Raw genomic sequence first — 25,041 nt, forward strand, 5'->3', positions numbered from 1 at the left:
ACGTGGAGATGTATGTAAATGAATAAAAAACAAGGAATTTTTAATCGTATTCATGGACAATTAATCGTTTCATGTCAGGCGCTTCCAGAAGAACCCCTTCATAGCCCTTTTATTATGAGTAAAATGGCTTACGCTGCAATGCTTGGAGGGGCAAAGGGGATTCGAGCTAATAGTGTGGAAGATATTAAAGAAATGAAAAAGGTTGTTGAACTGCCGATTATTGGCATTATTAAGCAGGTGTATGAAGGGTCGGATGTATTTATAACACCGACAAATAAAGAAATTGAACTTCTTTACGTGGAAGGTGTAGATATTATTGCACTCGATGCAACGAAAAGGATTCGACCTGACGGAAAGACAATCAGTGAAGTATTCCCTGAAATTAGGGAAACGTATAAAGAGCAAATTTTTATGGCGGATTGTTCGACCTATGAAGAAGCGAAAGAGGCTTATGAATTAGGGTTTGATTGCTTAGGTACAACATTAAGCGGTTATACGGAATATACAATGGGGCAGCAATTACCCAATCTACCGTTAATGGAAAAATTAGTACAGGATTTCCCGATCCCTGTCATTGCGGAAGGGGGAATTTGGACGCCGGAGCAACTGAAGCGCGTTTTCGAAGTAGGCGTTCATACAGCTGTCGTTGGCACAGCGATTACGAGACCTATGGAAATTACCAAAAGATTTATTTCTGCCATAAAAGATGAATAAAGAAGGTATTATTCTGCTAGAAAAGATAGATGTAGAGGATGACGAAAATGAAAATATTGGCAGCCGATATTGGCGGAACATCTATAAAAGTTGGCATCTCAAATAAAGAGGGTAAGATTGAATTATTGCAAGCGTTCGACACGGAAAGTGAAAAAGGTGGAAAATATTTAGTTGAAAAACTAATTAAGATAATAAGTGAATACGAGGACTTTGATGCGATTGGCATTAGCACTGCTGGGCAGGTTAATAGTATAGAAGGTTCGATCATTTATGCGAACGACAATATTCCTAACTATACCGGCACACAATTAAAGAAAATTTTTGAAAATCACTTTAAAGTTCCCGTTAAAGTTGAAAATGATGTATATGCAGCCGCTTTAGGCGAACAGCACTTTGGGGTTGCCAAGGAGTTTAATGATTTTTTATGTTTAACATATGGTACAGGTATTGGTGGTGCCATTGTACTGAATTCGAAATTATATAAAGGGTATACCGGTTTAGCAGCAGTATTTGGGCATATCATTACCCACCCTTTTGGAAATAAGTGTAACTGTAGCAAGGCAGGTTGCTATGAAACATACGCCTCGACAACCGCTTTAATTAAAAAAGCACAGGAAATACATCCTGACGTAATAAATGGTCGCCTATTTTTTGATCGATTAGCTGAGGGAGATAAGAGCCTCGCAAAAGTTCTTCATGATTGGGTTGAAGAAGTAGCATTAGGCCTCACATCCCTTATTCACATTTTTAACCCACCAGCAATTATTATCGGTGGCGGCGTAATGGAGCAGGAAAGTGTTGTCAATATGGTATCAAGTAAAGTTCGAGAGTTGACGATGGAGTGCTTTTCAGATGTGAAAATTATGAAAGCCTCCCTTGGCAATAAGGCTGGACTTCTTGGTGCAGTGTCACTACATCAAAATTGAAAATAAAGGAGTTCCACATGGCAAACCAAGATATTTTTTCACTCATTCATTCAAGGTATAATTCATTCACGAACACAGAGAAAAAAGTGGCTGACTATATTCTTGAAAATATGAAAGACGTTATTTACATGTCCATAACGGATTTAGCAGACGCATGCAATGTAGGGGAATCCAGTGTTTTTAGATTTTGCAAAACGATGGATTTGAAAGGATACCAAGAATTTAAAATTGTTTTAGCACATAGCATTTCCCTTGATGACGAAACCCCACAACTATCCAGCATTATTACTATGCAAGACACGATTGGAGAGTTAGCATCTAAAGCATTATCCTCAAATGTCAATGCACTAACAGAGACGTATAATTTAATGTCAGAAATTGATATTTCCGATGCCGTTGAAAGTATGGTACAAGCGGAAAGAATTCACTTTTTTGGGGTAGGTTCCTCCTTAATGACCGCAATGGAAGCGAAAAACAAGTTTATGAGGGTTACGAATAAAACGGAATGCTCGATCGATTCACATCTTCAAGTAATGTCCGCTGCCTTAATGACAGAAAAAGATGTAGCGATCCTCATTTCCTATTCAGGTTCAACAAAAGATACGATCGAAGTGGCAAAAGTAGCAAAAGAACGCAGCGCAAAAATTATTTCCATTACAAGATTCGCAAAATCCCCTTTGACGAGCTTCTCGGACATTACTTTGCTTTGCGGTGCGAATGAAGGCCCACTTCAAGGGGGGAGTTTATCTGCAAAAATCGCGCAACTGTATCTTTTAGATCTTCTCTACTTTGAATATTTTAAACGAACGAATACGGAAGCGGTACCGAACAAAGAGCGAACGGCAAAGGCTGTTATTGAAAAGATGCTGTAAGTAGAGATGCATGAAGTTAGTTATTTAAGCTGTTACGAGAAGTCACTTCCATATTGGCTACTCGTAATAGTTTTAACTTGATTTAGTAGAAGTCCCCCCGCTTCTACTGAATCAAGTTAATCCCCGGCGGAAAAAAATATTGGAACAGCAGGTGTGTTAGCTGGTTCTTATAAAGACTATGTCATCGTTGGAGGAGGGGCAAATTTCCCTTACGAAACGGTTAAATGGAGGATTACTTGGAGATCAGTAGGAAAGGTTCCGTTTGATGCACCTTGTGGGGAAGGTCTAGTTTTAATGGGGGATACGATTCATTCGATCAATGGCGAAACGAAACCAGGTGTAAGAACAAATGCCATTTATTCAGGAACAATCCCTTCTAAGTAAGAGGAGATATTTTTTTTGTAAAATTTGCTAAAACCTTATAAAAAAATCGGCTTTTCCTCGAATGGATAAATGTATCCAACTACGGAGATGCTATTTTTTATTGCGAAAAATTCAATTTTGTTTATTTTATGTACAATAAATATATAAAGCAAGACGTCTAACGATTGAATAGCGAAGCAAAAGAAAGTATAATTTGTATTGAAGACAGAAGAAAAGAGGTTTTTTAAATGAGTATTCATATTAGTGCAAAACAAGGTGAAATTGCGGAGATTGTTTTATTACCTGGAGATCCACTTCGCGCAAAGTATATTGCAGAAACATTTTTAGAAGATGTTGTTCAGTATAATGAAGTTCGTAATATTTTAGGTTACACAGGTACATACAAAGGCAAGCGCGTATCTGTACAAGGAACAGGAATGGGTGTTCCATCATTCTCGATTTATGCAACGGAATTAATGCAAGAGTATGGCGTGCAAAAATTAATCCGTGTTGGTACTTGTGGTGCCATCCAAAAAGACGTAAAAGTACGCGACGTAATTATCGCACAAAGCTCGTCATCAGATTCAAACATGAACCGTGTTATTTTTGGTGGCAATATCGACTTCGCACCAACAGCGGACTTTGACTTATTATTAAAAGCTTATAATGCTGGTACAGAAGCAGGCTTAAACTTAAAAGTCGGAAATATTTTCACAGCTGATATGTTCTACTCAGATGAAGAGCAAAATGAAAAATTAGCGCAATATGGCGTGTTAGCGGTTGAAATGGAAACAACAGCACTATATACATTAGCTGCAAAATTCGGCCGTCAAGCATTAGCAATCTTAACAGTATCTGACCACATCATCACAGGTGAAGTGACAACTTCAGAAGAACGTCAAACTACTTTCAATGATATGATGATTGTTGCACTTGAGGCTGCTATTCAAGACTAAGCACAGCAAGGGTTTGGGAGTTACCAAATTTTACAAAGGGACTAAAAAGGGACTATAACCTTTCAATTGTCCTTCTAAAGCTCACTAGACAAGTAATTGTTTAGTGGGCTTTTTCAATGGAAAGAATCGAATAATGAGGTTGCATTTTCCTTCTGTTCCCTTGTCACATGTGAATAGGTATTGAGTGTTTCACGAATGTTAGAATGACCAAGCTGTTCTTGAATAACTTTTATATTTATCCCCTTAGAGAGCATATATGAGGCGTAGGAGTGACGTAAGCCATGAAATGTAATAGCAGGTAGTTCATGTCGTATTACAATATCACTCCATTGTTTACTCATACGGTCAGGGTGATTAGGGTAACCATTGTCTTTTGAGAAAATGAAGTAAATAGCTTTTCCCTTATCATCGAGAAGGGGATTGAACTTGTCGCCGAGTTTGTCTAGCTTCTTTTTCTTTTGCTCAATGTAAGCTTGTAGTTCCTGTATAAGCGTTTTTGGAGCGTATACAAGGCGATTCTCACCTGTCTTAGTTGAATCTAAGAAGAAACGATTTGAAAGCTTGTCATACTGTAATGTGTTTTCAACAAGGATAGTATTGTGAGCGAAGTCCAATGATTCAAAGCGTAGAGCTACAATCTCAGTCATACGTAAGCCACAAAATAGTGCAATCTTAGTTTGTAATTGGTGCTTAATATGGAACTTAGGTAAAACAGCTAATAGATGTTGAATTTGAGATTCAGTATAGAAGTTGATACGTTTCGATTTAGCACGCTTAGGTTTTACAGCTTTGTCACATGGGTTAGATTGGATATACCCCCATTCAATAGCTTTATTAAACATGCTCTTTAATAAAACAAACTTCTCGACTAATGAACCTGCTTTATTAGCTTTTTGCTCAAGGAAGAAATGGTTCACTAGACCTGTAGTAATTTTTGATAATAGCATATGACCAAAGTAAGAAGTAATGCCTTGCTTTAAATAGTTCTCATAGGTGTTACGAGATTTAACCTTTAGCTCTTGCTGTACATAGTTCAGCATAAACTCTTCTGAGAACGAATGAAATGTCCTTTTTAATGGATTTTCAAAAATAGGTGTTCCAATTCCTAAAGATTTTTCGAATTGAGCTATAGCGTTGATAATATTAGCTTCTGAGAGCATGGGTAAAGTAATTGTCTTTCTTTTACGTAGTCTTTTACCATGTTCATCGTAGCCATATTCCACAAGAACTTTGATTCGAGGTTTTCCATCTTTTGTTGGTGTTAAAATTTCATAGCTTGCCATTATAAGCTCCTTTAATGGCATAGTGATTCTCAAGTTTTCATAGGAACATTATACCTTGTTTTAAGTAAGGTTTGGTAGGGGAGGAGTAAAGTTATTGCGAGGGCTTGCTAAAATAATTCTTATTGTGCTATAATTTTCGAAGGCACTTGAAGCCATTATTTGAAGCTTTATATTTAAAATGAAACCTAAACCTAACAGAGCCATTAAAGCTCATACTATATGAAACCTATTACATTCTACTATTGAAGCGGTAGACAATACTAAATTGGACTTTTCTTAGAAATAAGAAGGTCTGATTAGTGTTGTCTACCCTTTTTTGTTGGCTCTGAGTACCTAATAGACTAATTAGGAAAAGGAAGATTTAAAATGAAGGTTGAAGAAATTAAAAGAGTATTAAGTATTACAGGAAAGGAACCAGATATATTCTTGCCCAATGAAATATTCAGCGACTTGCAGGGCTATCTTACCAACAGCAAAAAAGTAGCGTTTGCTTATAGTTACTGCTATCTGACGCAGTTTTTATATCGCAATTGCAAATACTTTAATACTGAGGAGCTTATTGATAATAATGTTATTAAGCAGATTCTAGGTTACAGCGAGAGCAACCGCACGATGAACGACATCACTAAGAGAAAAGGTGGTCTACTAGAAGAAATTGGCTACCTTGAATCGACAAAGGATTTTCCTTTAAGTTGGAATTTTAAGAAAGATGATGGCGAGGGGTTATCATTCCTTATGTCCTCTGAAATGGATAAGGATATGTTACCACCTATCCCTAAAATGTTCTTCTTAAAAAAACCTCTTAAAGCATTTGAGCGAACTATCTTAAAGCAAAACGTAGAAACTAATCAGATAGAAGAAGTGGAAACAGGAGCGTTTTACGATGTATCGAACACTCATTCAGTGGACTTTAATGTATTTATGTACTGTATGGCAAATAAGGAGCTTGGTACAACAGGTTTTTATCTGTACAGTTGGTTGAAGCATAAGCATGACATTTTTAGAAATGGTTATGATGTATCCTACGAAAAATTAAGTGCTGAAACAGGTCTACCAAGACGCACAATGATTCAATATCTTAACGCACTAAAGGGCTATAATCTGATTTCTTTCAAGTTTAATCAGCAGTATTATGTGATAGGTATGGCTGATGGTGATAGAATGGCAACTACTTACTATGCAAACAGCTACAGTAATTTTTATGAAGAACCAAAGCCATTTAAAAAGATGATGGTTATGAGCAAAGATGATTACAACAAAAGAAACGATGTAGTAGTGACTATGGAGCAACTACCTTTTTAAAAATTAACAAATGTATATATTCGCACTATATATAATATAGGTGTAAATTAACTACCACCAACATATGTATCCTTATATATTGAGGGGAAAGGTCATAGGAATGTTAATGCTGTTATATTATATATAGTGCAGAAACACACAATTGTTGATTAATATTGAATTGGTACATCATTAATTGATGTGCTTTTTCTATTCTTATCCCACTCAAAGCAACCTCACATAACTGAGGAGCTTATTACTGTTACCAAACACTGAGCTTTCAAAAAGTAAACAATTTAAAATGATATGAAAGTTTATTGAAGTATTTTAAATGATTTAAAGGTTTTTTAAAGCATATAAAACAGTTTGAAATGCTTTGAAAGCTTATTGAAGTATTTCAAACAATCTGAAATGGTTTAAAGGTTTTTTATACAATTTAAAACAGTTTAAGGGTTATTTAAAAGTATTTCAAAAGATATTAAAGGGTTTAGTTTCTAAGGTGGGTACTTTTAAGCTCCACAAAACAGGATTCTAAGTAATCGAGATTCGTTCAAGTGTATAGTTGGTCATGTGGAACGCTTACAGGTTGGTTCTAATGGTGTGTTCCTGTGAGCTTGTGAGAGCATAACAAAAGGACTTGCGTGTAATTCTACGCACAAGCCCACAGATTGAAATGTGAGGGCTATTGTTTCGATTGTTGAATAATTGATGGTAGCTTTAGTTTATTTGTTTTCCATTCTGCTAATGTCATCATTTTGAAATCTTCAGGTATATCTAAACGTAATGGTGAAATTAGTTCTATAGAGTTCCCATCTAAGTCATTGAAATAAATAGCTGCATGAGCATGTGGATTGTTAGGTAATACTAATGGTTGCATTTCTGGACTAAATCCAAAAGCAGTGCGTACTTCGATTCCCAATGATTCTAGCCATGCTTTTGCTTTATCAATATCCTCTTTATCCACTTTAAATGCTAAATGGCGGATAGAAGGATGATATGGAATATTGACTGTTTCATTTTCCCATAAACCTAACCAACTTTCTCCTTTTATTATCCAAAGGAAAGCTAATTTTTCTTTAACATATGCAAGCTCTAAACCTAACTTTTTATAAAAAACAATTGATTCTTCTAAGTTACTAACTGGCAAATGTGCCTCATATAACCCTTTAATCATATTATTCACTCTTTCTAAAAATTCTGTATTTATATTCCATTCTAATTAAGGGATTATGATTTTTATATTAGACCTTAGTATGAGAGCTGCTTTTTAACAAAAAATCTATACAAAAGTTAGTGGAATCATTCACACAGTTTGTCTGATTGGAGCTATAGGCAAAGACCTACAATTAAATTCATACAATAGTAAGCACATTATTAATAGTTGTACTTTTTCTTTTGGAAGCTCCACAGAACAGCATTGCAACAACTAAACAATTTAAAATGGTTTAAAGGTTTTTTTCAAATGTTTAAAATGATTTACAGGTTTTTTATAGCATATAAAACAGTTTGAAATGCTTTGAAAGCTTTTTAAAGTATTTAAAACAATAGCAAATGGTTCAAAGGTTTTTTAAACAATTTTAATTAGTTTAAGGGTTTTTTAAAAGTATTTTAAAAGGTATTAAAAGGTTTAGTTTCTAAGGTGGGTAATTTGAAGCTCCGCAGAACAGCATTGAAAGCAATCGAGATTGGTTCAAGTGGATAGTTGGTCACGTTGATTAATCTCACAGTGTGATTCAATGAAGCGTTCTTGTGACCGTTGAGAACATAACAAAAGGACTTGCATATGACATACAAGACCTTTTATTGAAATATTATTGTTCTAATTCGGCTTTGAGTGCTTTAGCTTCTTCTAGCTTATCTGATAAAACTATATCGGCTAATTGAATGAATTTCTCTTTATCAGTTGCATCAGTCATTTTTTCAGCTTGTTGTTTGATAACCCCTGAATAAGATTCTAATCGGTCAGCTTCTTGTGTGCCATTCTTTTCGGTTAACTCTATGTAACGGTCAGCTTCTGATAATGCAATTTTGCGATATGACGCTTGCCATTCTTCTTCTGTTGGGTCGTTACTACTTGCTTGTGACGATTCTTCTTGGACTTTTTCTGTTGGGTTAGTTGAATCTGTTGAATCATTACCGCAAGCGCTAATCAGCATTGCTGTAAGTAACAGACCGCTAAATTTAATAAGTTTCATTTAAATCCCTCTTTGTATATGTTTGTTGTAAGAAAGATAACACCTTACAATTATACCACATTTCACTATATTAGTATTCTCTTAACCATGCTTATGTGATTGACTTTTTAAAGCTTCCACACCTGAATTAGTTTGTTTTTTGATTAGCAAAATGACAAGAGCTTGTACAGTCATTGCAAGTACAATGAATACTAAATGAGTGTTGTGATGGAAAAACTTACAAATGAAATAAAATATCGGGGCAGAGGATAAATAAGAAATATATTGGTTTTTAGTTGTAAGGAAAATGATTGTTGAGATACAAGTAGTAACCAATATAAGCTCGAAAACAATTCCGATTGAACCACTGTCTAAGTAATACTGTAATTCGTTAAAATAGGACATTCAAAACACCTCTCTTTCTTTGATTAACCACATTAAGTATTTACAAAAATTGTAACATAAGGAAGTTTTATTTGGTAGAGAAATGGTAAATGTGCATTAAATAAAGTCCACTGTTACCACAGGCGATGCGATAAGCCCTTTACTGCTACTAATCTAATCATTAACTTATCCTAGAGGAATCACATCATAAACCTGTATTAATTGCACCAATGGATAATCAAATGAAAGAGCAGCGAAACATAGGTCAAGTTGCTCCGTTGATTAAGCGAGAGATTATATATGGATATTCATATAGAGAAATGTAGGTGCTTACGATAGGGGATAAGTTAACATTAACCCACCTTTGGGGAAGCTACAGATTGAAAGTGGAGAGGGAAATCCTACTAAGAAGAAGCAACTAAAGGCAACTGTATCTGAGCACAGAGAGCCTTTAGTTGATATGTATTTGGAATATTTTTGTGAGGAGCTGTTTGAAGACTTCAATGATGTTGCTGTTGTGGCTGAAGATGTGATTGTTCCGATTCCGCCGACTTTGGCTAATACAGGTCGATTCACTAGCTCCTGTGACAGTCTAATACTACAGCAGGAGAGGTGATAAGAGGTTAAAGGTTTAACTTTGAGTTAGTATATCAGAACAATAGGAAAACACTCACAGAGCCTTTTAACGAGCTTGTGAGTGTTTGTGTTGAGGTAGAAGTGTAACAATTAGCGTGAACATTTGTTTGGTACATACTGTTGAGTCTAATATGAAAATTGTGAAATTTTCACTTAATCATAAGCTGTTTAACAAAAGGTAACACAGTATCTGTAACAGAATTCCCCAGTTCTAATACAGAGTTTAATTTATCTATGATTCCAAAGAAACGTGAAACATTTTGGTCGTCACTTATCTCGGTAAGAGTTGAGTTATTAACAAAGATAGAGCCTATGGTTTTTTCTAAAGCCTTTTGAAGCTCTTGTTCACCAAAGAGAGTGTACTGATATAAAGATACCTTTATAGAAGATAGGTTATTTATCAAGAGAGCTTTTGCTTCGGCTGGCAGGTTGGATTCTGAAATATTCTTTATTAGTTCTTCTATTTCATTTTGCAATTCACTTACAGTGTTGCTGTCAATGTTTAAGTTTGAGAAGTTAAAATGGTCATCTATGCTATCTGCAATATAAGAAAGTGCTACTAGCGTTGCCTCGGATATGTATGTATTAAATTGGTATACGCTGTCGTTAAAGTCGAGAGATGAAAAAGCTTGCTGAATACTGTGTAAAGCTTTTTGGTTCTTAGCATTATTTAAGCGCTCATATTGTTCTACTAAGAGTATAGTCTCCTCTACTAATTTCTGTGTATAGTATAAATGATTTATTAATTCATGTGTACTATTTATAGGGGTTTTAAAAGTTGAAATCAATGCAGTTTTAAGGTATTGGTTTCCTTCGAATGAAAGAATACTTTCTAGAATTGTATGAAGTTTCAAAGCAGGGTTTTCCATATTATAAACAAACTCCCTTTTTATATTTTATGTGTAAAATAATAACACATTTAGTGCTAGAGGTACAGGTTGGTGGCTATTATATATTACTTACTAGCTACTACAGTAAAATGACCTTGTTACCTTTCACGATACGATAGCGTTTGACTGCTTTTGTTCTTTTAGGACAATCAATCCTTTTGTTCCAATCAGTAGCGGTCTTTTAGTCAAATAGTAGAATCAATCATATAACAGTAGCAGGAGCATAGAACAGCACAATTGTTGGGGAATCATAGGAGCTTGACGATAGCAATTACGACAGATTTCCTTAGAAACTGTTAATAACAGTTATTTTAATTCAGTAATAAAAAGCTTAATTAGATAGATTCTAACTAAGCTTAGTAAAAATTATTATTCTTTTGTAGGGTCTGTACTTTCTTTGACAGGTCTAGTCCCAAAATCGGTTCTTTCAAAGTTAGTCGAACTAGTTCCAAAATCTGTATTAGAGCTATTGTAATTGTTTAATGACAAACGAGTTCCAAAATCTGTATCAGTGTTCGTACTAGTTCCTTGTGTTAAATGAGTTCCGAAATCGGTTTTATTATTATTTGACATTGTACCACCTCCTCTTTAAATTACTTGTTTAAGTATATTTTGTAAAAAGTAAACAAAAACAACGATTATTAATGAAAAATACATTAATTTTATCCCTTTGTTTAATTGCTTGGCTTTCTCTTCGTTGACATTGTGATTTCCAAGAACTACGTCTTTATAATTAATGGCTAAATCCATTGAGACAGAATCTGAAGCTTTTTTTCCTACTTCAATCTTAAAGCCATCCAATCTAAGTCTGTCATAAGATTTAGCATCTAATATCTTTAAAAAATTCCATAAAGCCGTTAGTAATGTAATCAATGGCAAGAGGTATACCAAAACTAGGAAAACAACGGCTATGTATTCGAACGGAGTAGAAGCTTCTTTGGCAAAGGAATAGTCTAATGTATTAGCGTAAAAACCTATTAAAGCTCCTGATAAAGCAATTAGAACGCCTGCTCGATTTTCTAAATCCCTTTTTCTTGAAGTTTCTATGTCATATTCATGTTGGATTGTTTCTAATAAAACTTGTCCACTCGGAAATTGTGGTACTTGGCTACTTGATTCATCTGATACTTGAGTTTCAGTTACTTGAGTTACTTGGTTACTTGAGTTATTTGAACTGATAAAATCACCTTCCAAAATACAAAATTCAACAGTTCTATTTTACAATATGTTACATCAAAATGGAACGATTTCCAGTTAATTAAAACATGACAAACACAAAAACATTCGGCTATATACGAGTAAGTGACAAAGGGCAGAACATAGACCGACAAATAGTTGAAATGCAGGCACTAAGCATTGGCGAGCGTGATATTTTTATAGACAAAGTAAGTGGTAAGAACTTTGAACGCCCACAGTATCAAGCACTTAAAGCTCAACTACGCAAAGGCGACCTAGTTTATATCACTTCATTAGACCGTTTAGGTCGTAATAGAAATGAAATCCATAAAGAATGGGAAGCAATTACAAAGGAAATTGGAGCAGATATAGTTGTGCTTGATATGCCTTTGCTTGATACAAGACAACACAAAGATACGCTAGGAACATTCGTTTCTGATTTAGTTTTACAGGTGCTTTCATTCATGGCTGAAAATGAGCGAGAGAAAATTCTTGCTAGACAAGCAGAAGGAATCGCAGTTGCTAAAGCTAAAGGCAAGCACTTAGGTAGACCACAATTAAACCTTAACACTTTGACAAAGCAACAGAGGACAGACCTTGAAGCTAACTATCAAGCATGGAAAGATAAATCAATCACAGGTGTAAAGTTCATGGAAATCTTAGAGCTGAAAAAGAACTCGTTCTATAAGATTATCGGTGAGTATGAACAAACTATTCAGCAGAGCTAAGGAGCAACCTAGATGAAAAAGCGTACATTACAGCAGATTCAAGTTAGTAAAGCTCTTTACCGCAAACATGCACAGCGTTATAAGTCTAATGACTTTCCTTTACATAGAGCATTGCGAATGATGGCTTATACAGCATAATTAAGTAAGGCTGTTGCTGTTGCAGGGGAACGATAAATGAGCTTCAAACGAGCGGTATATAAGGGTTTTATGACCGCTCGCTATGCCTTCATACTACAAGTAAAATTCACATTTTACTTAGAGATGATATTACAGGTCATGAGCATGTCAGAGCCGTAGAGATGGCTTCACAGGAGCTTGTTGCAGAGTCGTCACAAGTCAGGTCGATACCATAAGTCATGTAAGTGTCAGAACGTCTCAGAAGGGCATCTGACAAGGGATTTGAAAATATTTACAAGTGGCAGTATACCTCCCCCCTAATTAGCGATATTCAGCATACCATTAATCACCACACTCCAAGTCCTGCTCCACACACACGAATTGACCTACCGAACGAAACGATATGATAGCTAAAAAAATTAAGTGCTGGCATAAGCTTGCACTTTTTTGTTAAAACGACGATTTGGGTAAACAGTTGAAGTAGTTTTTATTGGCTTGTGAGAAGTGCATAGCAAGCTCATAGCGTGTCCCTAGAGGTCGATTGGATATTGGGTAGTGGAGATAGAAAGCTTATAACAGAGCCATTTCAACTATCATTTGGCAAGGCTTAGGTAGGGGGTGTAGTAAGTGATAAATTGAAGATGATGAATGAAGAATCCAAGCTATCTGTTACATCCACACCAAAAGGAAAATGAAGCGAAACGTGAACAACCTTGTGAAGCTGAAATATGGTTGAATCACTGATAATGAAACAATATTATAAATGGAGGGCTTTGTTCTTTTGGAGTTTGTGTTGTAAAAGTAACCTTAGGTGCTTAGGGGGGTATAAACTACGTGTTTATACCTTTTTTAGAGTGATATTCCTAAATTCATGGGTTGTTAAGATAAATATAAATGTTTTATAATTACCATTAAATATAAATATAGGAAGTGTTGATGTGGGGATAGGAACAGTAAAAAATAGTGAAGAAGAAATTCAAGAATTTATGAGGAAGCTTGCTTTGTCAATTTTACCTCAATTAATAGTACAACATGGATTAGAGGAGGAATTTGAAAAAGATAAGGATGCTACTCTTTCGAAAATTTTGGAAGAGATAAAAGACGAAGATACATTTAATGATGATTCTATGATTTTTGTGATAAAAGATAAGTATACACAACTCCATGATATAGAAAATTATATGAACTTACATAAGGAGTTAGTAGACAAGTTCCCAGAAATGTTCTTGTTTAAAATTTTCTCGATATTCGAAGGCTTTATTAACCATTATTTATATTCTGAAGTGGTATTAAATTATGATTTTTCTTTAAATAAGGTAAGCAAAATTTTGAGTAAACTTTCCGTTTCTGACAAAGTTGATTGGTTTATGGAAATTGTTGTTGGAAAATCATTTCTTGGGCATTCGGCATGGGGAGAAATAAAGCCATTTTTAAATGTGAGAAATAGCTTAGTTCATTTAAAACCTATGCAGTCGAGTAAAGAAACCGAACTAAAAGAAAAAATAACTTTTGAAAATTTGTTATATTTAAAAGAACAAATAGTAGTAATATCTAAAGAAATATCACAGACTCAAAGTATTAAAATGTTAGAAAATGAAGATAAGATAGCATATATTAGAGGGAAATTGTAAATTATTTATTAGGTTGGAATTTAGATGTGAAGAATCGTAATTTACATAAGCTATAGATAAGGTATCCTTAGACGATTATAAGGTCAAAGAATGGCTTGTGAGCGTTCCTGTGAATCAAACTGAACAATTGATAATTGAGTTCCATTGAGTGTACAGAGCAAGCTCAAGTGTTAAGGAAGTAATAGAATATAAGTAGCAAAGAAGCGAGATAAACAAAGTGTTTTGTCTCGTTTTTTTATTTGAAATGGGTCTTGGTACAAGATTAAATAATAGTTATAGGTTGTAGTTCATGTAAGCCACAAAAGCTATCTGTGGAGCTATAGGAACGACTGAGAGAAGTGCTGTGAGTGAAGTTAACTAATTCTTTGTTGGTGATGTGAACGCTTGTGGAGCTTATAGTGAACAGGTAGTAGGGGCTTAGATTCCGATATTGAGGTAGGGTGTCTTCTTATTAAGGTGACCTCTGTCAGCCACACGAATTGAAGTGGTCTACGAAATGATTCTATTTAACAACTTGACACCAAGTATTAATACAAGGGGTAAAAAATGAATATTACTATATCGGATATAAACTTAAATGAACAAGTTTCTTTGTTTGAAGACTCATTAAGACCTAATTGGAATGACAAATATTACTTATATGAAGCTTTGTTTAATCACATTGTTGAATACAAATCAATCAAAGGTATAGATATTGAAATACCTCTAATGGAAATTAAATGTTCTTGTTCATATTTTTCTACTTATGGTAAGAGATTTAAAGGGAAAGGTGGAATTTACTTTTTATTCGATAAAAATGGTAAGCTTCTTAATATTGGTAACACTAGTGATTTATACGATAGAATCTTAAAAAAATGGATTGGGAAAAACGGCGGTTCCAAGGCTGATTATTATTTTTCTGATTACTATCATAGCGTAGCGCTATTTTGTGAAAATGATGATATGAAAAGAAGGTTATATGAACCATATTTAATCAACAAACTTAAACCACCTTTAAATAAAGAATTTAACTACTATGATACAAGCACTTATATAGAAACGTTAAAAAAAGAAGAAGAGGCTGCTCGGAGTAGTTTTTTCTCAAGGTATAAAAGGAATTATTAGCTTACTAATTTGAATATCGGTCTTTTAGATAATACATCCTCTTCAAAGTTGATTAAGAATATCTTCTTAGCTTTCGCAGAATTTGAGCTTGACATGATTGTTGAGCGTACACAGTAGGGCAAGGCGATAGCTAAACAGAATCCCGACTTCAAAGAAGGTAGACCAAAGAAGTACAACCAATATCAACTAGATGAAGCTATGAAGCTATGAAGCTACTTGAAACAATGTCGTTTGCACAGGTTGAAAAAGAAATGCACCGTAGAGGTACTAAAATCAGTATGAGTACGCTTAAACGTGAAGCTAAGAAGCGGAAAGCTTAACAACTAGCACAGGAAGTTTAAGGATTTTGAAAGCAGGTGCATGTCAGTGTTGATATATTCATTTTTGTGCATTAGCTAAATACAGTATAATATAGGTATAAATGGAAAAGGGGGTGTAGAGATTGCAACGATTAGATATGTATTATAAAGCTCTTGAGATGGGAAATGAAAACTTAAGCAATGCTGCAGGTGATAAAGAGCGAGTTTTAGAAGAAGTGAGAAATGAAAGCCTCCTTCAAGTCATATTAAGAGTTCATTTGTACACCGAGCGAGAATTAAACACGATGTTAAACGAATTGAATTTAGATGCTAAAGGTATTCATAACAATAGATTCAAAACAAAGTTAGATATTATTTATAAGCTAAGTGTGATTGATATGAAGTTATATGATGTGCTTACAAAGCTGAATTCAATTAGAAATGAGTTTGCCCATAAAATTGATACCAAAGGAGATGAGGAACTTTATAAACAATTGTTAGAGGGAGCTTCTGGGTTTGTATTAGACAATCATAAGATTGATGTGAAAATGAAAGAACTATTGTACAAAGAAAAACTGTCTACAAACCATAAGATTAAAATACTATTAGTAAACATTTGGCTTAAATTGAAGCTTACTTCTACTAATATGAATAAAGTGAAGCTAGATATGGCTAAACGATTAGAAGATGAAGTGCGACAAAAGATAAATGAATTAGAATAAGCGTTATTTAACAACTAGATGATACGGTTTGAAATCAATTCGAGGTCACTTGATTTTCAACTAATATGGTTTTAATAATAGAAATAGTGTCGAGAAGCAATGTCGAAAGGCTCATGTCAGTTCATATGCTCGCCCTAGAGAAGTCTTGTGAAGCTAAATGACGAACAGGTCAATCGAGCTAATGGAAGCGTACAGAGCATGCTCAAGCTGTTGAGGGATAAGGAGATTAGGTGACTAATAAAGTGAGTTAGCCTAAGGATTTATCTCGTTTTTTATTTGAGAAGGGAAATAGAAAAGGGCATCTGAGATAGCCCTGTAAGCGTTCCTGTGCTTTGATGTTGACTATGTTTGCCGATAGAGTTTTAGGGTTGTTTAAAGAGCTTGTAGTAGACAAGAAGGAGGCATGGTTTCCGATAATCGGGTATGGTATTTTGCTGTGGATAGGTGACCTGCTACAGCCACACGAATTTAGGTAGCTTATGAAAAAATGTCCCTTAAAAAACAGGGGACTAAAAGGGACTATAAATTTGAATTTTTTGTAGAAGAATCACTATGCCAAGTGTATTTTGTTTTGAAAACTTGAATGTTTAAAACAGCTCGAAACCCTGTCATGTCAAGCATTAGCAATCTTAACAGTATCAGACCACATCATCACAGGTGAAGTGACAACTTCAGAAGAACGTCAAACGACTTTCAATGATATGATGATTGTTGCACTTGAGGCTGCTATTCAAGACTAAGCGTATCAAGGGTTTTAGAGGTTGAATTCTAATTCGATATTATTAGCAAGCGACCAAAAAGTGACCAACATCTTTTAAAAGTTCGAATTGAGCCTACTAGACAAGTAATTGTTTAGTGGGCTTTTTTGGAGCGAATCAAAAAAGGAAGTTGCATATTGTTTCTGTTCCATTGTCACATGCGAATACGTGTTTAGTGTCTCACGTATATTAGCGTGTCCTAGTTGTTCTTGAATGACTTTAATAGTTTAGCCTACGTCCCCAAGAAGACGATAAAGTGTTATAATATTGTAAGTTTAGGAGGGGTAAGAGGTGGAAGAAAAGTTTAAGTCTACTTTACAAGCGATTGTTAAAGGAACAAAGGATTATAAAATTACTTGGGAATACCTTTCAGATGGTTACTATAACAATATTGAAGATTATTATGATAGAAAATTCAAAAATGATGATAGAAAATTCAAAATGTCTTTTGATTCAGGATTCGAAGTGGCATATGAAGGATTATTATTTTTACTATTATGTATCGATGTAAAGTCTAAAAAACGAAAGAAAAAGAAGAACGAATCCAATGATAATAAACATTTCTTAAATGATGTTGAAGAAATGTTTGAATTACGAATCTATCAATATGATGTAAGAGATAAACCGATTATTAGAGCTATTGATTTTGAGTTTGAATCTACGTTGCTATTGTTTAACTCATTGGAAGAAAAGTATGAGCAAGAGCTTAAGCAATTATATTCTCTTGCAGCTGGCAGTGCTAGTGGAGCAGACAGAGTTATGGATAAAATAATAAATGAATTAGGAAATGAAAAAAATTTACATTTATAAGAATTTCAGCACATCACTAATTTGTGGTGTGTTTTTTATTGTTAAGGAAACGATAGATTTTGGCATTGTGGATAACTTTTATGTAAAATAATGTTATGGGGTGTTGGAAATGCAATTCGATCACAGAGGAATATTCAAGAAGCTCTCAGCAAATATAGTTGATACATAAGCGTTTTGAATGTACTTATTGAAACTTGATAACACAAGTAAAACATTGATTTTATTGAGTTATCATTAGCTGTCATGAACACGTTAGAAGGCTTATTCAAGGTAACTCGCCTTTTTTGTGTTCTATCAATATGTGAGTAGGTGTTAAGTATTTTACGTAAATTAGCGTGACCTAGCTGTTCTTTGGGATCAGCTCAAAAACAAGTTGCTGTGATTAATGGAGAGCGTAGCAAAGCGGATATCACGCACCCTTTTTAATTGAAAGAAACATAGAATATTACACCTATCTCAAATATTGGAATTATGATAACATATATCTGAATCTCTTAACTTTAGGAAATATGAAAGGAAGTGTAATAATCAGAGATGAAAAAGATATTGAAACCATTGATTAGTGTTATTGCCATTGGTGCCATCTCTCTATCTGTAAATACAGATAAAAATATATTTGCTAATAATATTGCAAATACATGTGAGTATGATTCGGCATCGAAAGGAAACCCTGATTATTCCACAATGAACTGTTTGTTAACCGAAACAGCATTGATTTATGATGTTCCTCCTGAAATTGTGAAGGCAATAGCGGAAGGTGAAAGTGGAAATTGGCGTCATTTCGATAAGAATGGTGAGGCAATTGTGACCGCTGATAATGGAATTGGCATTATGCAAATTACAAATCAAGAAGGCTACAATCAAGATAGACTAAAAAGCGATCTTGTCTATAATATTCAAGCTGGTGTAGAGACTCTAGATAAAATGTTTAAGCGGAAGGATTTGCCTATCATTAACGGTGGGGAAAGAGATGTATTGGAACATTGGTACTTCGCTATTATGGCTTATAACGGAACTAAGCCAGTAAATAGTCCGATTGTCCAAGCAACTGGTGAAAAAAATAGTAAAGCCTACCAAGAGAAAATCTTCGGAATCATTGAGAAATTTGCAATGTTAGACTTAGCAGAGCTACCTTTTTCACGCGAACATTTTCAATATGATTCTAGCAGTAGTGAAAATATTAAATTTACAACGATGAAGTTTAATTTTGAGTTACCATTAACAAAATCAAAGCATTATTTTGAAACAAATCAAAAAGTTAGTGCAACTACTACTGTAAATTTTAGAACAAAACCTAATAAGGATAGTGATTCTAAGGGTTCATTAAGTAAAGGGGAAATTGTTACCGTTACGGGCCCTTTTGAATATGATGAAGATTCAACGAAAAAAAACCATTTTGTTTGGTATCCTGTGAAAAGAAATGACGGGACAGAGGGGTATGTAGCATCGAGTTATTTAAACTACTCAACACCAACACCAACACCAACACCAACACCAACACCAAAGCCATTACCTCCAGTTACCTCTGCAAGTAATGACGTAGTAGTTGTCGATGGTGGGAAAGTAGTAAACGGCAGGACACTTGTGCCTATTCGTGTAATTTCCGAAGAGTTTAGTTCAAAAGTAGATTGGAATCAAAAGTCAAAAACAGTAACAATTAATGACGGTACAAGCGAAGTTGTTTTAACTGCAAATTCTAAAAAGATTACAGTTAATGGTCAACCAAAGATCATTGATGTTCCAGTTCGAGTTGAGAATGGAAAGACTCTCGTTCCTTTAGTTGTTGCTAGTCCAAGCGGATCAAAAGCTTCATGGGATCAGAATAAGAAACAAGCTAGTATTTCATTTAATGGCAAAACTGTTATTGTCAATGTCAATCCTAACAATCAAAATTAATCTCGCCTATTAACTAACGAGAGAAAGTTAACGCTTATCTCAAAAGCTGACCATATCATAACAGGTGGGGTAAAAACTTCTAAAGAACGTCAAACTACGTTTAATGACATGATGTTTGTTGCGTTAGAAGCAGCGATTCAAGATTAAGCACAGCAAGGGTTTGTGAGTTGGAATAAATTTCAAAGGGACTAAAAAGGGACTATAACCTTTGAAATGTCCAATTGAAGCCTACTAGACAAGTAATTGTTTAGTGGGCTATTTTTAGTTGAATGAATCGAATAAAGAAGTACCTGTGAGCGTTGATAGTGAAGTAAAGGAATCATTCACACAGGTTGTCTGATTGGTATTACAGAGCGCATCGTACTATTGATGTGTTTTCTTTTTTAGTCCCTCAGACCATTCGGAAATTAGCTAGGCGTATATTTGGTTACGTGGATTGCTCTCAAGTTAGTTCTCCATTCTGGAGTGATTGGGAAAGCATAACAAAAGGACTTGTGCTTGTATAGTTGTTTCATACGCACAAGCCCTTTGATTGATGAAAAGTCAACGATAGTATTCCTCAAAAAAATTATGTACTTCTAATAATGACTTTAAGGATACCAGGAAAGTTTAGAATCACTGTCTAATGGTTTCGTTTTTATTTCCTCACTCAAAGTATTGAACCATTTACTTAAAATGTCTTCTTTTTCTAAATTAACATGGTCATCATCTTCCCAAATTATATGAGAAAACCAAGCACCTGTTGCCCATTCAAATTGCAGTTCAGCAAATGAAATTCTAGGATGGTTAACTTGAGTGAATTTGTCATTTACTGCGATAGCTACATTAGAAGCTTGAGGTAGTAACTCATTTTGAATTTTTTCTGTAATAATAGGATTTTCAAGCTCATTCCACATCATTAGACACCCATCAATTTGGTAAAAAATATTGAAAGATGGATGTTCGCCCATATCTATTAAAATAAAGGCACGTTCTATTGTGTTGTCAGTCGCCTTAACTGCGTTTACGATAATATTTTGTGCCATTTCCACCCAAAAGTTATTTGCTTCATCTAATGGCGACTCTAAATAAAACTCAGATTCAAGTTCAGAAACAGCGACTTCTCCTTTATTAACATCTTCAATTTTTTTAAAAAACCTATCAAAGAACCCCATTAATTGCACACCTTCCAATTTTATTTATGTTAAATGATTTTAGTAATTCTGCTTATTCGATGACAAAAAAATATATATATTACAAATAGTAACATATAAAAGAGTGGGATAGTAGATAAATGGTAATTTTCCAACGAATGAGATTGACCGTTAAACCCACCGATTCGATATATCCATTCGCCTCAATTTGAATTTAGCGTACACAATTAGTAAGATTATAGAAGGCATGTGAGGGTTGGAGCAGAGGAGTCAAATACATAGGTTGTCTAATTGTTGCTACAGAGCTATTTGTGGAGCTACATGAGAGGTTGTGTGAAGCATAACAAAAAGACTTGCATATATGAGATTCAATCAAACACGCAAGTCCTGTTCTTATTTAACTAAGCACCTGTTAGCTAAATAATTTCTTTATTTTTTTGCATTCTAAATATCTCTTATCTATGACCGCTTTTATTTTAAAATAGTTTTCCCAATTGTCATTTACATGGTATAAAGTTTCTAAATTAGGGAAAGTTTCTTCATAATCCTTCAAATATAATCCTGTTCCAAAATCAAAATAAGACTTTGCGAATTTATTTCCTTCATCGTTTAACATATCATCTGTTAATACTCCATCCCAACACATATAAATATGTGTTCCTGAGATTTCTCTTTGTTTAAATTTGTTTATCTCTATTTGTGTTTCTTCTTCAAACTCTTTACTAAATAAATTATTATCAATTAACCAACCCAAGAACATCCCTGTGTGTACGAATGCTTGGTCGGATGATATATCATTTGGAAATTCACTTTGATAATGATACTTTGCTTTATCATATACAAAAACATCTGACATTACCTCGCCCCTTTTAATATATTGTCAAGTAAGTTTTCTTCCACTATACTACTTTGTTAGTTGAATAACAGAATAATAAGTCTCTTATTAAAGTGTAACATATTTCCAAATGTTGGTGTAGGGAAGTGTGTATGACTAATCAGCTTCAACTTTGAGTTAACTTATAACAACAACCGTAGCAACCTCTTAGAAGCTTTTAACGAGGCTGTGAGGAACAGATATTGAAGCAGGGTAATTATAGACAGAGGTTATCTAATCGTTGCCACAGAGCCATGTGCTCATGCGCACAGCCCCTAGATTGAAGTGTAATGGGCTACTGTTTTGAGTGTCGAAAAAGTGATAGTAGCGAACTTGAATTTTATTTGCGTTTCTTTTTAGTATAAACCAAAAACCAAACAAAATATAAGATTGTAACTAGTGATAAACCTAATGAAACATATCTATTTTGCTCATAGGGCAAAATAATAGCAAGGACAATAGTTAATATATATTCTCCAGCCCTTGCTGCCTCAATAGCGCGTTTAACGCTAGTAGGTTTGTTTGGTCTGCAATCACAGTAATTAGACCTACAATTTTGCTTATTTCAGTTGATTTTTCTCCTAACGATTGAACGACTCCCAATAAAATTTTATCGTTTTTCGATAAAAAATAATTGACTTAAGATATATTTCAAGTTATTCTAGCATTAGTAGTTAAGGAGGTACTTTACAAAACAAAAAGAATTTATCAATCTAATTAAAATTGATAAATGTGATTTGCGAATTATTTGGTTTACTGTTTTGAATCTATGTTAGAACTGAATTAGGAATAAAAAATTATAATTAAATGGAGGATAATATATAATGAAAAAATATGTAATTGCATGGACACTAATTCTTTTAGGAATAATCTGTTTTATTGCGAAGGTTATCATTGGAAGTAATGTAGCTGCAGATGGCCGTTTAGAAGAGCCTTTCTTTTTGCTTCCAATTGGATTTTTATTATTTTTCTTAGGGATTGTGTCATTAGCTGGTGTGGCGCTGATTTCAGTGTTTAAGAAAACACAAGTTTCAAAATAGAAATTTTGCATACAGGTTACCAACTATCACAATAAATTAACCTAAAAAAGACCAGGTGTTCACTATTAATTAGTGAAGTGACCCTGATCTTTTTTTATTTGCATAAACAGAACTAATATTCTATTTTGGATACAAATAGATGTTCTTATTAAGGGGTGCTTATAATGCAAGAACAATTAGTAAAAGCCATGCAACGTAATCAATTAATCGACTTAATGTATAAAACAAAAGATGGTGTCATTAGTAAATGACGTATTAAAATCATCAAAAAGATCGGCGGTAAGTTTCAAGCATTTTGTTTTACCAAACAAGCAAAACGTACTTTTATTATTGATAATGTTCTTGCTGCAGTTCCTGTAATTTGCAAAGAAAGGATAGTAATCTAATGTTAAATATTGATCAACGTGAATTAGTGCATGGATATTTAATGTTAGATTTAGCTGTTCAATCACTTCAAACGGATTACAGTAAAATGGAGCAAACAGAGCAAATGAAAATGAAAAAAATTTATTTACCGTTGCATGGAACGTTTAAGTTATGCTGCTTTTGTTTCCATCGAGTTGAAAATTTATGGGGGAGGATTTTATACCGCTGGATACGAAATTGAAAGAGAAGATGGGAAAACAACGGAAGGTACTTGTATGAATCGACCTACAAAAGAAGATACACTTTTAGCGGTTGAAGAGGCTGTGATAAGAGCGATGGAGGATAAAAACCGTAACTGGCATTAGCATTATGTATAGACATAAATAAAGCCTTCCACAACATACTTATAAATATTGGTACGATTTGAATGGGTATGATTATCAAGAAAGATTGGCTGTTACCACAGGCGATACGACAAGACCTAATTCGCTCGTTACTAATCTAATCAATTACTAATGCTTGATGAATCACACCATAAACCTGTATTAATTGCACCAAAGAGTAATTAGATGAAAGAGCAGCGAAACACAGGTCAAAATGTTTCATTGATTAAAGTGAATGATTATAGCTGGATATTTACATAGGTAGATGTAGGTGCTAACGATAGCGGTTGCGATTACATTAAATGACCGTTTAGGAAACTGTAAATTGGAAGTGGAATGGAAAGAATCCTGCTAAGGAGAAGAAGCAACTCAAAGCGAGCGCTACAAAACAGCATTGAGATGCATCGAGATTTGTTCAAGTGGATAGTTGGTCAAATGGATTAATCTTACAGATTGATTCTAAGAAGCGTTTTTGTGATTGTTATGTGAGCATAACAAAAGGACTTGCATATATGGAAATCAATTATAAACGCAAGTCCTGTTCTTATTAAACTAAGCGCCTGTTAGTTCAATAACATTTCTTCATTCATTGTTTGTATTTGATTTTTTTTTAGTGAAAATTCCTACAATTACTACTAGAATCCCGCTTAACAATAGAATTAAATGGCATAGGACTAAAACTTCTAAGGTGTCCCATTCAGGTTTTATTTCCATTGTCAGGGTGAAAGTTAATGGGTATGTAAAAGGAGATAGTATTAAAATAATCCCAAATATTATTCTTTTCATCTTATTTCCGACGGTTAGGTAAAAGGAAAGATAAACAATGACAATTGATAATATTAACAAAGTGGCATAAAACATTTTTAACCACCTCTCTTTCCTTTAAAATGTCACTAAATTAAAACATTATTAAACAAACCTGTCCGCCATTAAAGTAGCTGAAAAATCAGTTGTTTAGTATATAGTGTAGCACATTTACAAATATTGGTGTAGAGAGATGTGTAAGTCTATAGTGGAACAGAGGAATCCAATTCACACAGGCTATTTAATTGTTGCTATATAGCCATGTGTGAATCTACGGGAATGATTGAGGGAAGCGTAACAAAAAGACTTGTGTACATAAGTAATGCTCATGCGCACAAGCCCCTAGATTGAAGTGTAATGGGCTACTGTTTTGAGTGCCGAAAAGGTGATAGTAGCGCACTTGAATTTTATTTGCGTTTCTTTTTAGTATAAACCAAAAACCAAACAAAATATAAGATTGTAACTAGTGATAAACCTAATGAAACATATCTATTTTGCTCATAGGGCAAAATAATAGCAAGGACAATAGTTAATATAGTTGCAGGTAATACAGTGTAAAACCACACTCTCACTGCTTTATTTTTAAAGGAAAGTTCAAATCGCTCCATACAATCACCTCATCCATTATTTATAAATACATCTTTGTTTAAGTGATTGAAAATTCTATCTATATGGAAATTATAACATAGCAAATTGTGATTTGGAATCGAAATGGAAAATG

General features: G+C 34.2%; 26 protein-coding genes and 4 pseudogenes. 19 read left to right on the forward strand and 11 right to left on the reverse strand.

Annotated features, from left to right (window positions below):
- The first annotated feature begins 18 nt into the window (after positions 1–18).
- From CSE16_RS08695 to deoD, 5 genes are all read left to right on the forward strand, one after another.
- Entirely contained in the window at positions 19–714 is a 696-nt protein-coding gene (locus CSE16_RS08695) for an N-acetylmannosamine-6-phosphate 2-epimerase (RefSeq protein WP_099423541.1), read from the forward strand.
- A gap of 47 nt (positions 715–761) precedes the next feature.
- The gene (locus CSE16_RS08700; RefSeq protein WP_099423542.1) at positions 762–1,640 is read left to right on the forward strand and encodes an ROK family protein; all 879 of its coding nucleotides are present in this window, start codon (positions 762–764) and stop codon (positions 1,638–1,640) included.
- Between the two features lie 17 nt (positions 1,641–1,657).
- Positions 1,658–2,512, forward strand: coding sequence for a MurR/RpiR family transcriptional regulator (locus tag CSE16_RS08705; RefSeq protein ID WP_099423543.1), 855 nt, complete (start codon positions 1,658–1,660; stop codon positions 2,510–2,512).
- A gap of 153 nt (positions 2,513–2,665) precedes the next feature.
- Positions 2,666–2,896 (forward strand): hypothetical protein, encoded by a 231-nt coding sequence (locus CSE16_RS21640; protein ID WP_216641135.1) that lies wholly within the window; start codon positions 2,666–2,668, stop codon positions 2,894–2,896.
- 227 nt (positions 2,897–3,123) lie between these two features.
- Positions 3,124–3,831 carry a purine-nucleoside phosphorylase gene (gene deoD, locus CSE16_RS08715; protein WP_099423544.1) on the forward strand — a complete coding sequence of 236 codons (708 nt, stop codon included), beginning with the start codon at positions 3,124–3,126 and terminating at the stop codon, positions 3,829–3,831.
- Between the two features lie 113 nt (positions 3,832–3,944).
- Here deoD and CSE16_RS08720 read toward each other — a convergent pair whose 3' ends face one another.
- Positions 3,945–5,114, reverse strand: a complete 1,170-nt coding sequence (locus CSE16_RS08720) for a tyrosine-type recombinase/integrase (protein ID WP_172954370.1) — start codon at positions 5,112–5,114, stop codon at positions 3,945–3,947.
- 366 nt (positions 5,115–5,480) lie between these two features.
- Between CSE16_RS08720 and CSE16_RS08725 the strand changes: the two genes are divergently transcribed.
- Positions 5,481–6,416, forward strand: coding sequence for a hypothetical protein (locus tag CSE16_RS08725; protein ID WP_099423546.1), 936 nt, complete (start codon positions 5,481–5,483; stop codon positions 6,414–6,416).
- 661 nt (positions 6,417–7,077) lie between these two features.
- Here the strand turns inward: CSE16_RS08725 and CSE16_RS08730 are convergent.
- From CSE16_RS08730 to CSE16_RS08760, 6 genes are all read right to left on the reverse strand, one after another.
- Positions 7,078–7,569, reverse strand: coding sequence for a VOC family protein (locus tag CSE16_RS08730; protein ID WP_099423547.1), 492 nt, complete (start codon positions 7,567–7,569; stop codon positions 7,078–7,080).
- A gap of 637 nt (positions 7,570–8,206) precedes the next feature.
- Positions 8,207–8,590: a hypothetical protein gene (locus CSE16_RS08735; RefSeq protein WP_099423548.1), complete on the reverse strand. Its 384-nt coding sequence runs from the start codon at positions 8,588–8,590 to the stop codon at positions 8,207–8,209.
- A gap of 81 nt (positions 8,591–8,671) precedes the next feature.
- On the reverse strand, positions 8,672–8,974 hold the full coding sequence (locus CSE16_RS08740) for a hypothetical protein (protein ID WP_099423549.1): 303 nt from the start codon (positions 8,972–8,974) through the stop codon (positions 8,672–8,674).
- 764 nt (positions 8,975–9,738) lie between these two features.
- Complete coding sequence (locus CSE16_RS08750) at positions 9,739–10,458, reverse strand: hypothetical protein (protein WP_099423551.1); 720 nt, start codon at positions 10,456–10,458, stop codon at positions 9,739–9,741.
- Positions 10,459–10,848: 390 nt separating this feature from the next.
- Positions 10,849–11,052: a hypothetical protein gene (locus tag CSE16_RS08755; RefSeq protein WP_099423552.1), complete on the reverse strand. Its 204-nt coding sequence runs from the start codon at positions 11,050–11,052 to the stop codon at positions 10,849–10,851.
- A 15-nt stretch (positions 11,053–11,067) separates the two neighbouring features.
- Positions 11,068–11,673 carry a hypothetical protein gene (locus CSE16_RS08760; protein WP_099423553.1) on the reverse strand — a complete coding sequence of 202 codons (606 nt, stop codon included), beginning with the start codon at positions 11,671–11,673 and terminating at the stop codon, positions 11,068–11,070.
- Positions 11,674–11,744: 71 nt separating this feature from the next.
- On the opposite strand from CSE16_RS08760, the gene CSE16_RS08765 reads away from it, so the two are divergent.
- The 11 genes and pseudogenes from CSE16_RS08765 to CSE16_RS21815 form a co-directional block, all read left to right on the forward strand.
- Positions 11,745–12,383 carry a recombinase family protein gene (locus CSE16_RS08765; protein WP_099423554.1) on the forward strand — a complete coding sequence of 213 codons (639 nt, stop codon included), beginning with the start codon at positions 11,745–11,747 and terminating at the stop codon, positions 12,381–12,383.
- Between the two features lie 12 nt (positions 12,384–12,395).
- Positions 12,396–12,521 (forward strand): hypothetical protein, encoded by a 126-nt coding sequence (locus CSE16_RS22030; protein WP_256376313.1) that lies wholly within the window; start codon positions 12,396–12,398, stop codon positions 12,519–12,521.
- A 36-nt stretch (positions 12,522–12,557) separates the two neighbouring features.
- Complete coding sequence (locus tag CSE16_RS22035; RefSeq protein WP_256376314.1) at positions 12,558–12,680, forward strand: hypothetical protein; 123 nt, start codon at positions 12,558–12,560, stop codon at positions 12,678–12,680.
- Positions 12,681–13,438: 758 nt separating this feature from the next.
- A complete protein-coding gene (locus CSE16_RS08770) occupies positions 13,439–14,131 on the forward strand; it encodes a hypothetical protein (protein WP_099423555.1) in 693 nt (230 codons plus the stop codon).
- 546 nt (positions 14,132–14,677) lie between these two features.
- Positions 14,678–15,235: a GIY-YIG nuclease family protein gene (locus CSE16_RS08775; protein ID WP_099423556.1), complete on the forward strand. Its 558-nt coding sequence runs from the start codon at positions 14,678–14,680 to the stop codon at positions 15,233–15,235.
- Between the two features lie 9 nt (positions 15,236–15,244).
- Positions 15,245–15,555: pseudogene (locus CSE16_RS21810) on the forward strand (recombinase family protein); the annotation flags it as partial.
- A 122-nt stretch (positions 15,556–15,677) separates the two neighbouring features.
- Positions 15,678–16,256 carry a hypothetical protein gene (locus CSE16_RS08785; RefSeq protein ID WP_099423557.1) on the forward strand — a complete coding sequence of 193 codons (579 nt, stop codon included), beginning with the start codon at positions 15,678–15,680 and terminating at the stop codon, positions 16,254–16,256.
- Positions 16,257–16,867: 611 nt separating this feature from the next.
- A pseudogene (locus tag CSE16_RS08790) lies at positions 16,868–16,996 on the forward strand (purine-nucleoside phosphorylase); the annotation flags it as partial.
- Positions 16,997–17,305: 309 nt separating this feature from the next.
- The gene (locus tag CSE16_RS08795) at positions 17,306–17,824 is read left to right on the forward strand and encodes a hypothetical protein (protein ID WP_099423558.1); all 519 of its coding nucleotides are present in this window, start codon (positions 17,306–17,308) and stop codon (positions 17,822–17,824) included.
- A 534-nt stretch (positions 17,825–18,358) separates the two neighbouring features.
- The gene (locus tag CSE16_RS08800; protein ID WP_157764775.1) at positions 18,359–19,720 is read left to right on the forward strand and encodes a stalk domain-containing protein; all 1,362 of its coding nucleotides are present in this window, start codon (positions 18,359–18,361) and stop codon (positions 19,718–19,720) included.
- A 27-nt stretch (positions 19,721–19,747) separates the two neighbouring features.
- Positions 19,748–19,867: pseudogene (locus CSE16_RS21815) on the forward strand (purine-nucleoside phosphorylase); the annotation flags it as partial.
- A gap of 443 nt (positions 19,868–20,310) precedes the next feature.
- Here CSE16_RS21815 and CSE16_RS08805 read toward each other — a convergent pair.
- The 3 genes and pseudogenes from CSE16_RS08805 to CSE16_RS08815 form a co-directional block, all read right to left on the reverse strand.
- On the reverse strand, positions 20,311–20,874 hold the full coding sequence (locus tag CSE16_RS08805) for a hypothetical protein (protein ID WP_099423559.1): 564 nt from the start codon (positions 20,872–20,874) through the stop codon (positions 20,311–20,313).
- A gap of 391 nt (positions 20,875–21,265) precedes the next feature.
- The gene (locus CSE16_RS08810) at positions 21,266–21,709 is read right to left on the reverse strand and encodes a DUF7832 domain-containing protein (RefSeq protein ID WP_099423560.1); all 444 of its coding nucleotides are present in this window, start codon (positions 21,707–21,709) and stop codon (positions 21,266–21,268) included.
- A gap of 490 nt (positions 21,710–22,199) precedes the next feature.
- A pseudogene (locus CSE16_RS08815) lies at positions 22,200–22,312 on the reverse strand (methyl-accepting chemotaxis protein); the annotation flags it as partial.
- Positions 22,313–22,551: 239 nt separating this feature from the next.
- On the opposite strand from CSE16_RS08815, the gene CSE16_RS08820 reads away from it, so the two are divergent.
- The gene (locus CSE16_RS08820) at positions 22,552–22,767 is read left to right on the forward strand and encodes a DUF3955 domain-containing protein (RefSeq protein ID WP_099423561.1); all 216 of its coding nucleotides are present in this window, start codon (positions 22,552–22,554) and stop codon (positions 22,765–22,767) included.
- 385 nt (positions 22,768–23,152) lie between these two features.
- Entirely contained in the window at positions 23,153–23,374 is a 222-nt protein-coding gene (locus tag CSE16_RS08830; RefSeq protein ID WP_099423562.1) for a hypothetical protein, read from the forward strand.
- Between the two features lie 1,353 nt (positions 23,375–24,727).
- Here CSE16_RS08830 and CSE16_RS08840 read toward each other — a convergent pair.
- On the reverse strand, positions 24,728–24,928 hold the full coding sequence (locus CSE16_RS08840) for a hypothetical protein (RefSeq protein WP_099423564.1): 201 nt from the start codon (positions 24,926–24,928) through the stop codon (positions 24,728–24,730).
- Positions 24,929–25,041: the final 113 nt, after the last annotated feature.

Origin of the sequence: Solibacillus sp. R5-41, from assembly GCF_002736105.1 — a bacterium.
Lineage (GTDB): Bacteria > Bacillota > Bacilli > Bacillales_A > Planococcaceae > Solibacillus.